Raw genomic sequence first — 11,786 nt, 5'->3', positions numbered from 1 at the left:
TGAGCCAAGAACTCATTTTTCGAGCACCAGGCATCGAAAAGCCAGACCCTGCATAACTTCGTGGGAATTAACGAGTTAATGATTCTTGAAAAAAAGTCTGTAACTCTTATATATTACAACCTACAAGTCTCGACGCGAGAGAAGAGATACCTTCCCACTCCCCATACCCTCCTCCAGACCAAAACCCCAAAGCCCCTACTACTTTAACTGGGAGGTGTCCCTTGTCTGCTTTGGTGTTAAAAGTAAGGTCTTCAGCAAACCAGGATTCTCCTTTTCTCCAACCCACCGCGTCCCCGAACGCTGCCCAGACCTTTGGATCATACTCCCTGGTTCCGCCTAACGCCTGATAAATCCGCTTCTGGACACTGAACCCAAAACGCCCCTTGCTGTAATGCACCCAAAGCTGATCAATGGCGCGTAAATCCTCACAGGGGAACTTCTCAATAGACTCAATATCTAAGCAGCCTTCCTCAATACAGTTGGCCACCGCCAGCGTTTGTTTGTATGTTTCTTCATCCGCTCCCCGCCAATCCCCCGCCTTGAGTAATTCCGCTAAGCGTTGATACCGTGCCGGAACCTGAAGCGGGGAGGGTTGGGGCTGTGGTGGAGATTGCTGAGGCTGTACCTTGGGAGACGGCAACAATTTCAGCCACGCTGTTACTGTCTTGGGGCGATCCTCCGGTGGAATCGCCATTCCCTGCTCAATCGCCGCCCGCACCGCCGCACTACAATTCTGGGGAACCTGAAAGCAGTCTTTCACCACCCGCGTAAATGAAGGCGGCGGATTCGCCCCCGTGATCAACGTGCTCAACGTTGCCGCCAACGCATACACATCCGTAAACTCACCCCGTCGTGCCTGCTCATTATATTGCTCAATCGGCGCAAAACCAGGCGTTAAGATGGCCGTTTGAGTCTGAGTGACATCGGGCAAAAACTCCCGCGCAATACCAAAATCAATCAAAACCGCTTCTTGGGTATTCGCCCGCACCATTATGTTTTGGGGCTTAATGTCTCGATGTAACCGCCCCTTCTGGTGAATCACCCGCAACCCATCGCCCACCTGCTGCATATACCGCACCGCCTCCGTTTCCGGCAACGCGCCCTGCTGCCTCAACCGTTTCCCCAAATCTAACCCCTCAACATATTCCATCACAATACAGGGGAACCCCTGATGCGTGAAAAAATTGTCGATCTGGACAATGTGGGGATGGCGACAGAGTGCCAGACTGAGGGCTTCCTTCTCAAAATCCCGTAAAAATTTATCATGATCGCCCGTATCATCCAGACTGTTCATGATCTCATCCGTGAGGGTCTTGATCACCACCTGCTGCCCTTGCCCATCCTCAGCAAGATAGGTGATACCGAAACCCCCTTGCCCTAGTTTTTTGCGGATCGTGTAGCGATCGCCATAGAGAGATTGACCCGACTGCCAAGCCATAACTGATTTGCGTGACGGAAAACAACTTTAATTGTAGTGCGACTCCTGGAGCATCATTACATAGTCGCAAGATCAAACCAGCACAACCCAGACACGGGTTGCCCCCATCCCCTCCCTTCCTCGCTACAACCTCCCTGAAACCCGGTTTCTATAGGCGGCAGTGAATTGTGAACCCATCCAAGAACTCCGTCAACAAATCGCCCAAGGTCGCGTCACCGATGGCGAAGACCTGTTCGAGCGTTTATTTACCCATCAGCCGCACAACACCGATACCGCCAAAGTAGAGACCGAGTACCGCGCCTGCGAGGAGGGATTGAGTTACAGGATCGGTCGAGGGGGTGAGGATGGCTCCTCGGATGACGGCGACGAGGATCACGTAGCGCCAACTTTTGAGCATTTGGCCAGAGGAGACAATCCCAAGCTGGCCCAAGATAAGCTGCAACACCGGCACTTGGAACACTAACCCGGTGCAGAACATCAACACGAGCACAAATTCAAAATAACTCTCAATTGACCAGGCTTGCTCCACCACATCTGCACCGTAGCTGATGAAGAAACTCAAGGCGGCGGGGGTGAGCACCCAATAGGAGAAGGCAAGACCCGCAAAGAAAAGGACACCGGAACCCAGAACAGCGGGGCCAAGCAGCCGCCGCTCGCGCCGGGTGAGACCAGGGAGGACAAATTTAAAATCTCGTTACTTGGCTCTGCCAAGTAATGCTAATTGGAGGCTCTGCCTCCTCCCCAGGCGGCGGAGCCGCTCAAGGCGCGTGTCACGGCAGAGCCATGACACGAGGAGCAAAACTGGAACGTTTGGGGTCAGACTTTCTGGGCGGCGTGACGGCAACCGGACATGTTCGCGTTATTTGTGGATATTCTCACCGATCCCCAGGCGCGGAACCCGGAAAAAATCGCGACGCGGATACCACAATCAATCTAAAGACTATTCTAAAATGTATTGTTCTGCTCTAGATCAATCGCTTCGTCACACAACATGACAATCATTACATTACAAAACTTAAAACAAGAAGCCAGAAAGTTTGCAATACAAGAGAGCCAACATCATGAACCTAGCTTGTATGGAATGGATAATGGAAAATCGATCGGAACGTATGTCGAGCATAAATTTCAAAATTATTTAAGATCCAGCGGCTACCAGTTTCAGACTGGAAACTCTGCAAATGGCATCGACATGCCGGATCTAGAAGTTGATATTAAAGTGACGAGCATTCGTCAACCACAGTCATCTTGTCCATTTCGCTCTGCTAGACAGAAGGTTTATGGACTCGGATATCATCTTTTGATTTTTGTGTATGAGAAATCAGATGATCAGAAAACTCAAACTAGCATACTTAACATACAGAAAGCCATTTTCATACACAAAGACCAAACGGCTGATTATCAACTGACATCTTCCTTGCGATCGATTTTAGAGAATAATGGCAACCTAGATGATGTTATGGCTTGCCTGATTGAGAAGAACTTGCCAGTAGATGAAGTTGGAGCCTATAATCTTGCGGAAGAAATTTGTGAAAATCATCCTTGTCAAGGCTTTCTAACGATTTCCAACGCATTGCAATGGCGATTACAATATAGTCGAGCCATAGAGCTTGCTGGAACAGAGATTGGTCTTGATTCCTTGCATTAAAATCACAAAATGAAAAAGAAGGCATCAGAAACCGTGTTAAAAACAGTGGAGCTTTTTTGTGGCATTGGCGGTTTTCGGGTTGCTGCCGATGCATTAAATATTAGAACAGTTTGGGCGAATGATATAGAAGAAAGGGCTGCCGTTGTGTATACGAAAAACTTTGGAAGAGAAAATTTTTATCAAGGTGACATTCGCAATGTTTTAAACAGTATCCCAAATCATGATATTTTAACTGCTGGATTTCCTTGTCAGCCCTTTTCAAGTGCCGGGAAGAAAATGGGCATAGGTGATCCACGGGGAACATTATTTTCGGAAATAGTCAGAATTTTATATGAGAAAAAGCCGAAATTTTTTGTTTTGGAGAATGTCAAACGTTTACTGTCAATGGATTCAGGTCGTCATTTCAAAACTATTCTTGATTCATTAACTCAAGCTGGATATTTAGTTGAGTGGCGTGTTTTGAACACCATCTGGTTTGGACTGCCACAATACAGAGAAAGGGTCATTCTTGTGGGATATAGGAATGGTGATCTTCGCTCATATCTTTATCAGAATGATCAAGAATTGAAACGAAATCCAAACTATCCAGTTAAATTCAAGTCTGATAGTATTCAAACAATTATAGAACACCAAAATAAATTCAAGTCTTGGGGATTAGCCTGGAAAAACTTTGTTATTGATCAAGAGGTCAAACATCCACCGTGTTGCATTCATCCTGAGATTCGGTTGCACCATATTCTTGAAGAAAGCCCTAACCTTACGTTTTTCTTTACAGAAGATACCTTAAAAAGAATTGAGAACAGTGAAAGGGTGTTTCGTTATTTTAATGGTGTTGAGATTCTATATAATCAGAAAGGTGGTGCTCGTATGGGTTATTCCATTTTCGGAATCAATGGTGTTGCACCAACGCTAACAAGCACAACAAGTCGTCACTATGAAAGATATAAAATTGGAAATCACTATAGACGACTGACCAATGTAGAATACGCCCGATTGCAGGGATTTCCTGATGGTCATTGTCAAGAAATTCCACCGTATCACCAATACAGGTTATTCGGTAATGCAGTGCCGCCACCTTTAGTTAAATGGGTCATGAATCGGCTAGTTCAGGAGCATTTTTCTCCCGTGATTTTGAATCAACCCGTTGCTGGCAAGCAGCTTGAACTTTTTTTGGACTGAGTGACTGCATAATCGGAATAATTCACCCCGACATCACCATCACCGGAATGTATAACCTCCTCGAAACACTCCGCAAGGGTGAACAATTCACCGAAGCCGACCAGCCCCGCTGGTACTGCGGTGGCGGTAGCCTTACGGAGCAACATCGCTAACCCCGATTCGCGATAATGAATTGTGAACCCATCCAAGAACTCCGTCAACAAATCGCCCAAGGTCTCGTCATCGATGGCGAAGACCTGTTCGAGCGTTTATTTACCCATCAGCCGCACAACACCGATACCGCCAAAGTAGAGACCGAGCACCGCGCCCGCAAGCAAGGATTGAGTTACAGGATCGGTTGAGGGGGTGAGGATGGCTCCTAGGATGACGGCGACGAGGATCACGTAGCGCCAACTTTGGAGCATTTGCCCAGAGGAGACAATCCCAAGCTGGCCCAAGATAAGCTGCAACACCGGCACTTGGAACACTAACCCGGTGCAGAACATCAACACGAGCACAAATTCAAAATAACTCTCAATTGACCAGGCTTGCTCCACCACATCCGCACCGTAGCTGATGAAGAAACTCAAGGCGGCGGGGGTGAGCACCCAATAGGAGAAGGCAAGACCCGCGAAGAAAAGGACACCGGAACCCAGGACAGCGGGGCCAAGCAAGCGCCGCTCGCGCCGGGTGAGACCGGGGAGGACAAATTTAATCGCTTGGTAAATGATGAAGGGGCTAGAGATAATCAGCCCGCTGTAGCCTGCGACCTTGAAGGAGACGAAGAAAAATTCACCGGGGGCAAGTTGCAGGAATTTCACATCCTGGGCGGGTTGTTCGAGCCATTCAACGAGGGGGCGAACGGCGGCGAAGCTGCCACCACAGGCGATCGCGACGGCAATCAGCGAGACAAAGAGGCGTTGGCGTAGTTCTTCGAGGTGTTCAAAGATCGACATTTCAACGTCGTCGGGGATTTCGTTGACGGTGAGGTCAGGATCGGGGGGAAGTTTGGGTTTGGTGTCGGCGGTAGCCATGGGTGCAACAGGGGTAGGACGTGCAACAGGAACGGGAAAAACGCGGAGATAATCCTGGGCTTCGGGGCGTGGGGGTAAGAGTCCCATGTATTGTATCGAAGCCTGGGCAGAATCTAAATGATTCGGAGCTTAGATCCCATCGAGGAGCCATTCCGAGGCGCGATCGCCCAAGTCCAGGGGGATGCTCACGGCTTTACCGAGGCGGGGTCGTTCGCGGGTGGCATCGAGATAGGCTTTGACTTGGGCGATCGCATCCCAGGCATTGAGATAATTCGCCACGGCATCCAAATGGGCGGAATATTCCGCCTCATCCATCGGGAAAGAGGCCTGCTCTTTGTATTTCCACATCACTTGCACATACATTTTGCCCTTCGTTTGACGAACTTGCAGCGCGTAAGAACGCCCCCATTTATCCAGTAACCATTGGTGCAGATCGTGTCCAGTCATGTTGAGAAGCGATCAATCGCCAGTAAATGCAACTTTTCTGTAATAATTTAACGAGAGTCTTAGGACTTCCATGGCTGATCGAGCGTTGTTGCTACGCTGCAATGATTGATTAATCCATACCTGCACGCTGCTCGCGTTGTCGATGTCAACGAAGCCAGTCTGATTGTACCCATCAGACCCCTAACACTTAACAAAAGTATAAACTTGATCCGTTGAGTTATGACACAAATTTCAGCTTCTGATGCCCCCAGCATGGGCCGCCGTCAGTTCATGAACCTCCTGACGTTTGGCACTATTACCGGCACAGCCTTAGGGGCCTTATATCCGGTCGTTAAATATTTTATCCCACCCTCTAGCGGTGGCGCAGGCAGTGGCGTAACCGCCAAAGATGCCCTCGGTAACAATGTGGTCGCTAGTGAGTTTGTCGCCAGCCGTAAGCCCGGCGATCGCGCCCTCAGTCAAGGACTCAAAGGCGATCCCACTTACCTAATCGTCAACGAAGAATCCGAAATTCAGTCCTACGGCTTAAACGCCATCTGCACCCACCTCGGCTGCGTCGTTCCCTGGAATGGGAGCGCGAACAAGTTCATCTGTCCCTGTCATGGGTCTCAATACAACGACGAAGGCAAAGTGGTGCGTGGCCCTGCCCCCCTCTCGTTAGCGTTAGCCCATGCTGAAGTGAGTGACGACAAAGTCATTCTCACCCCTTGGACGGAAACCGATTTCCGCACGGGTGAAAAGCCTTGGTGGGCCTAGGGAACACCGCGATTGATTTCTGGATGATGACCTTCTGCTGTAGGACTTTTTGTAACGTTACCGATGAAACACTTGCTTAGTACTGTCATTCGCCGGGCTGCGAAGACCCTCGTAATAGTCGCCCTTACCACTGTTGTCCTGTTTGGCTTCGCTGCCCAACCGGCGGCAGCCTATCCATTCTGGGCCCAAGAAACCGCTCCAGAAACCCCCCGCGAGGCCACCGGACGGATCGTTTGTGCCAACTGTCACCTCGCTGCGAAACCCGCTGAAGTGGAAATGCCCCTGGCAGTTTCCCCGGACACGGTGTTTAAGGCCGTGGTCAAAATCCCCTATGATTTGGACGCTCAACAGGTGTTGGGAGATGGCTCCAAAGGGGGTTTGAATGTGGGGGCGGTGGTGATGCTTCCCGAAGGCTTTAAGATTGCCCCGGCCGATCGCATCTCTGAAGAATTGAAAGAAGAAGTGGGCGGGGTCTATTTCCAACCCTACCGCGATGATCAAGAAAATGTGGTGATTGTGGGCCCGCTGCCGGGTGAACAATACCAAGAGATTGTGTTCCCTGTGTTGTCCCCTGATCCGGCGACGAATAAGGACGTTCACTTTGGTAAATTCGCCATGTATGTCGGGGCCAATCGTGGCCGTGGCCAGGTGTATCCGGCGGGTAATTTGAGCAATAACAATGTGTTCAAAGCCAGTGCAGCGGGTACGGTGAGCGCGATCGCATCGGCCGAGGATGGTGGTTCGACCGTGACGATCGATACGGCTGATGGCAGCGTTGATGTTGCTGTTCCGGCGGGCCCTGAATTGATTGTGGCCACCGGCGACACCGTTGAATCTGGTCAAGCCTTGACCAGCGACCCGAACGTGGGCGGCTTCGGTCAAGAGGAAGCGGAAATCGTGCTCCAAGACCCGACGCGCATTCAATGGTTGCTCGTCTTCTTTGCTGCGATCGCTCTCTCGCAACTCTTCCTCGTCCTGAAGAAGAAACAAATCGAACGAGTCCAAGCCGCTGAAATGAATTTCTAAGCAGACACCGATCCCCTGGTTGACTGATAAAAGTTGATAACCCTCACCCCCAACCCCTCTCCCAGAGGGCGAGGGGAGCCGATCCATTTTTCCAGTTCCCTCTCCCCTAGGAAGAGGGGAGCCGATCCATTTTTCCAGTTCCCTCTCCCCTAGGGAGAGGGCTAGGGTGAGGGCTTTCCGGGATCTGGCTAATTTTGTCAGTCAACCAGCACCGACCCCTGAAGTCTGAACAAACGCTTGGCTTCAACGAAAGCGCACCGTGGTGATTCACTACGGTGCGCTTTCGTTGATAGCCCTCACCCTCAATCCCTCTCCCAGGTTGGGAAGAGGGACTTTGAGATCCGATTAGCTCTGAACCAGCCCCCCAAAAACATCGGACAAAAAGCGCACTGTCGTATTGTCCACAGTGCGCGTTCAACTCATGCATTAAACTGACTAGTACAGGGGAATCGACACTATCCCCCGCCAAGCTCGTGGGCTTGATCGGCGCAACACCCCGATCAGAGTGCTTTATATAGCAATCAACAAGTGCATTAGGACAGGCAAGGGGCTTAAGCCCCTTGTTTCCGAGTCTCTGAACGTCCTAACCGCTCTGACTAGTGCTATAAATGTTGCGTTAGAACTTGTGCGCGTGTAGTACCTCCATCACATCGCAGAGATAGGAAATCCCCGAATAGTCCTCGAAAAACTTCGCCGCAACCTCATCAGAAATCTTCACCGCCATTTCTCGCGTGGGGGTGAGGATCTCAAACTTGACATTCGCCTGGGTATCAGACACGGTGGGTTGTCCCGACGAACGCACGTTGCGACTGCCTTTCCCACCCGCATCCACCACCGTATAGCCGGGCGCACCGGCTTCGTCGATGATTTTGGCGATCTTTTTCAGCAGTAACTTTTCCGTGACAATAACGAGCTTGGTCGCTTGCTGGGCCATATTTTGTTTACCTCTTAACCTGTTTTCTTCCGGAATTCAAGGCAATACTCTATGGTTTTGCCTTGAACCATATTCTTAAGATTATGCCAAAGTTTGGCAAATCACTCTGTTTCATGGGTCAAGATGGACTCAGATTATTGAAATCTTTCCATAAGCAAAAATTATTTTATTGATGTGACCAGTTCAAAGTGAGCATCCTTGACCGTCAATTGGGTTTTGTTTTACGCCACCCAACCGACAAATCAAGCTCGGCTTGGGGCGATCGCTGATTTTTAGTCGGTACTCAGATTGGTGTGATGCCCAATGGTAGAGCAATCAAAAGAAAAACTTATCACTTTAATTTGACATTACTTAGCAAATTGACGGCGCGGGATCTCAACTTTGTGCAGATTTTAAGATAAACTTAGGCACATAGACTTAAGTACATAGAAATTTAGATCCCAATAGATCAAAATCTATGGAAGGTGCTACGGAATATCAATACTGCCTAGTCCCGTTCAGGGAGCAACACGCTCTGAACATTCGGGTAATCGGTTGTCCTGTCACACCTGTGCCGTAGGGGTGAATCGCTTCACTCCTGTGGATAACGCTCACTTGATCACAATAATCGCTCCTCGGCAGAGGAGGCAGAAGGAGGCATTCGTGAATTTCTTATCTGATTTTTTGGCTCAGCTACAGTCCCCCACCCTGGGCTTTTTGATTGGTGGGATGGTGATTGCCGCCGTCAATAGCCGACTGACCATACCCGATGCTATTTACAAATTCATCGTCTTTATGCTGCTCCTCAAAGTGGGCTTGAGCGGTGGTATTGCCATCCGCGAGACCACCAACATCGGGGAGATGCTCTTACCCGCAGCGTTCGCAGTATTCATCGGGATCGGTGTGGTGTTCCTGGCACGCTATACATTACCGCTTCTGCCCGGTGTCAAAACTGTAGATGCGATCGCCACTGGGGGCTTGTTTGGTGCGGTCAGTGGTTCGACCCTTGCTGCTGGGATCACAATGCTCGAATCAGAAAACATCCAGTTCGAGGCTTGGGCTGGCGCACTCTACCCCTTTATGGATATCCCAGCCCTGGTGACTGCGATCGTCTTGGCTAGTATTTATACCAGCCAGCAAAAGGCCAAGGAAGAAGCTATGGGTAAGAAGCCCGTTGCTGCTGGTGGATATGCTGGCAATCCAGAATATCCCACCACTAGACAGGAATATCTGAATGAACAGCAGGGTAAAGCAGGTAAGCGGGTTGAAATTTGGCCCATTGTCAAAGAAAGCCTGCAAGGATCTGCCCTCTCGGCTTTGCTTCTCGGTCTTGCCTTGGGCATCTTAACCAAACCGGATAGTGTGTATGAGAGTTTCTTTAATCCCAACTTCCGGGGTTTGCTGTCCGTCCTGATGCTGATTATGGGGATGGAAGCCTGGGCACGGATTGGTGAACTGCGCAAAGTGGCTCAATGGTACGCTGTTTATGCTGTCATTGCCCCGCTACTCCATGGGCTGATTGGCTTCGGTCTCGGTTATATTGCCCATCTCACCACAGGATTCAGCTCTGGTGGTGTTGTCCTCCTAGCCGTCATTGCTGCGTCTAGTTCTGACATTTCTGGGCCACCCACGCTGCGAGCCGGTATTCCCAAAGCTAATCCTTCTGCCTATATTGGTTCTTCCACTGCCGTCGGTACACCCGTTGCTCTGGCGATTGGGATTCCTCTCTTCCTTGGACTCGCTCAAACACTAATGGGGGCTTAAGCCTTCCACCACAGGTCGTCTGCCGGTGCTTCCGGGGTGGCCCGGCAGTTAGTGGATGTCATCCTCGATTGAATGGACATGAACAATAGCCACTCAAAAGCTGGGGTATCCCCCCGGCTTTTTGATGGTATGCCCTCCCTGAGCGCCCCTGTAGCTTTGAATCCCCCTCATCAGGGCAGCGAGCTAGTCATCAGGGCAGCGAGCTAGTCATTAGGGCAGCGAGCTAGTCATTAGGGCAGCGAGTTAGTCATCAGGGCAGCGAGCTAGAAGCTCGCACTACAGAGGATTACAGTCACGGTCGTGTGAGCCTCTGGCTCACTCCTACCATCAAGCAGCGAGCTTCATCAGGGCAGTATTTTTGAGAGGGCCGAGGTGCGATCGCTCCCACAATACCCAACAAAAACGCCAGGGAGTATATTGTATGCCCTGGCGTTTTAGCGCGATCGGACTGTTGTGTTCTTACAGTGCGATCCGGCCGCCGTCATTGCGGGTAATCACAAGAGTGGCCGAGCGTGGCCGAGCCGAACCGCCGTCGGGCCAGTGGCTGGTAAATTCCGCCGGATTGGTGGCAGAGGTACTGTTTTCGCCGGGGTGTTGAATGTTGACGAAAATCGCTGTGCCGTCCGGAGTTTCGGTGATGCCGGTGATTTCGCAATCCTTGGGCCCCACTAAAAAGCGGCGTAAGGTGGTGGGGGTTGCGGCCTGTCCGGCGTAGGTGGTGACGGTTTGATCCGCGCCCCCGTTGGCCGGAACGGCTTTGTTGGCGATCGCTTTCGAGCCGCCGTCGCCCACTTGGCCGGGAATCGCCGCCAACATCATGCAGTTGGATTGATCCGTGTAGGCGCTGTCATCGGTTTGAATCCAGAGCAAACCGGGGGCAGCGTCACTAAACCACAGCCCATCGGGGCTAGAGAAATCATTCTCCGCACTCAAGCCGGACAGATTCACATCATCGCCCGCATCGGCCTGCGCCCCAAACAAATACACATCCCAGGTAAACGCGGTGGCGGCGTGGTTGTTGCCAGCTTCTCGCCAACGGATAATGTGACCGTTGACATTGCCCGCGTTGGTGGTGTCGCCCTTCTCGTCGCGGTAAAAGCGGGGATTGGCGGCATCGAGGGGGGTTTTTGTGCCCCGTCCGCTGCTGCTAGAAACGCTGTTGGTGAGGGTGAAGTAGACTTCACCATTAACCGGGTGAACCCCTCCCCATTCGGGGCGATCCATCTTCGTGGCTCCGACAGCATCGGCAGCGATCCGGGAGTTGATCAGCACATCGGCTGGGTCGGCAAACTTGTACTCGCTGTAGTTCGCGATCGCCGGATTATCCAGCGTCAAGGGCAACCATTCCCCAGACCCATCAGCGTTAAACTTCGCTGCGTACAATGTGCCCTGATCGAGGTATTTCGCCCCTGCTTCGAGGCCGCCCTCTTGGTCGCGATCGCTCCACATTTGAGCCGAGACAAACTTTTGACATACTCCCCCACTAAACCCTACGGGCTATAGTGGGAGATTCTGAACAGCCAGTTACCTGACCATTTATCCACTCAAACAACGAGAGTTGCAGAGGGTTGCTAGGCTCAACGACTAACGCCATTGATTTATCCT

Annotated in this window: 9 protein-coding genes and 2 pseudogenes; 5 read left to right on the top strand and 6 right to left on the bottom strand. The window is 51.0% G+C overall.

The window, feature by feature from the left end; all coding sequences use genetic code 11:
• Positions 1 to 106: 106 nt before the first annotated feature.
• Entirely contained in the window at positions 107 to 1,438 is a 1,332-nt protein-coding gene (locus PN477_RS03350; protein WP_272120423.1) for a serine/threonine-protein kinase, read from the bottom strand.
• A gap of 241 nt (positions 1,439 to 1,679) precedes the next feature.
• Positions 1,680 to 2,123, bottom strand: a pseudogene (gene tatC, locus PN477_RS03345) (twin-arginine translocase subunit TatC); the annotation flags it as partial.
• Positions 2,124 to 2,429: 306 nt separating this feature from the next.
• Between tatC (PN477_RS03345) and PN477_RS03340 the strand changes: the two are divergent.
• Entirely contained in the window at positions 2,430 to 3,083 is a 654-nt protein-coding gene (locus PN477_RS03340; RefSeq protein ID WP_272120422.1) for a type II restriction-modification system restriction endonuclease, read from the top strand.
• A 9-nt stretch (positions 3,084 to 3,092) separates the two neighbouring features.
• Positions 3,093 to 4,262, top strand: a complete 1,170-nt coding sequence (locus PN477_RS03335) for a DNA cytosine methyltransferase (protein ID WP_272120420.1) — start codon at positions 3,093 to 3,095, stop codon at positions 4,260 to 4,262.
• A gap of 248 nt (positions 4,263 to 4,510) precedes the next feature.
• On the opposite strand, the gene tatC (PN477_RS03330) is transcribed toward PN477_RS03335, so the two are convergent.
• Both tatC (PN477_RS03330) and PN477_RS03325 read right to left on the bottom strand, forming a co-directional pair.
• Positions 4,511 to 5,275 carry a twin-arginine translocase subunit TatC gene (gene tatC / locus PN477_RS03330; protein WP_272146980.1) on the bottom strand — a complete coding sequence of 255 codons (765 nt, stop codon included), beginning with the start codon at positions 5,273 to 5,275 and terminating at the stop codon, positions 4,511 to 4,513.
• A gap of 129 nt (positions 5,276 to 5,404) precedes the next feature.
• Positions 5,405 to 5,722 carry a DUF3067 family protein gene (locus PN477_RS03325; RefSeq protein ID WP_272120416.1) on the bottom strand — a complete coding sequence of 106 codons (318 nt, stop codon included), beginning with the start codon at positions 5,720 to 5,722 and terminating at the stop codon, positions 5,405 to 5,407.
• A 219-nt stretch (positions 5,723 to 5,941) separates the two neighbouring features.
• Here PN477_RS03325 and petC point away from each other — a divergent pair, with 219 nt between their 5' ends.
• Both petC and petA read left to right on the top strand, forming a co-directional pair.
• Positions 5,942 to 6,478: a cytochrome b6-f complex iron-sulfur subunit gene (gene petC, locus PN477_RS03320; RefSeq protein WP_272120413.1), complete on the top strand. Its 537-nt coding sequence runs from the start codon at positions 5,942 to 5,944 to the stop codon at positions 6,476 to 6,478.
• Positions 6,479 to 6,541: 63 nt separating this feature from the next.
• A complete protein-coding gene (petA, locus tag PN477_RS03315) occupies positions 6,542 to 7,504 on the top strand; it encodes a cytochrome f (RefSeq protein ID WP_272120411.1) in 963 nt (320 codons plus the stop codon).
• Between the two features lie 616 nt (positions 7,505 to 8,120).
• Here petA and PN477_RS03310 read toward each other — a convergent pair.
• On the bottom strand, positions 8,121 to 8,438 hold the full coding sequence (locus PN477_RS03310; RefSeq protein ID WP_272120409.1) for a P-II family nitrogen regulator: 318 nt from the start codon (positions 8,436 to 8,438) through the stop codon (positions 8,121 to 8,123).
• A gap of 642 nt (positions 8,439 to 9,080) precedes the next feature.
• Between PN477_RS03310 and PN477_RS03305 the strand changes: the two genes are divergently transcribed.
• On the top strand, positions 9,081 to 10,181 hold the full coding sequence (locus PN477_RS03305; RefSeq protein WP_272120407.1) for a sodium-dependent bicarbonate transport family permease: 1,101 nt from the start codon (positions 9,081 to 9,083) through the stop codon (positions 10,179 to 10,181).
• Positions 10,182 to 10,640: 459 nt separating this feature from the next.
• Here PN477_RS03305 and PN477_RS03300 read toward each other — a convergent pair.
• A pseudogene (locus PN477_RS03300) lies at positions 10,641 to 11,639 on the bottom strand (PhoX family protein); the annotation flags it as partial.
• Positions 11,640 to 11,786 lie beyond the last annotated feature (147 nt).

Source organism: Spirulina subsalsa CS-330 (genome assembly GCF_028330765.1).
Taxonomy (GTDB): domain Bacteria; phylum Cyanobacteriota; class Cyanobacteriia; order Cyanobacteriales; family Spirulinaceae; genus Spirulina; species Spirulina subsalsa_A.
Note: the sequence above shows the minus strand (reverse complement) of the source record. Positions and strands in the feature narration are given on the sequence as shown.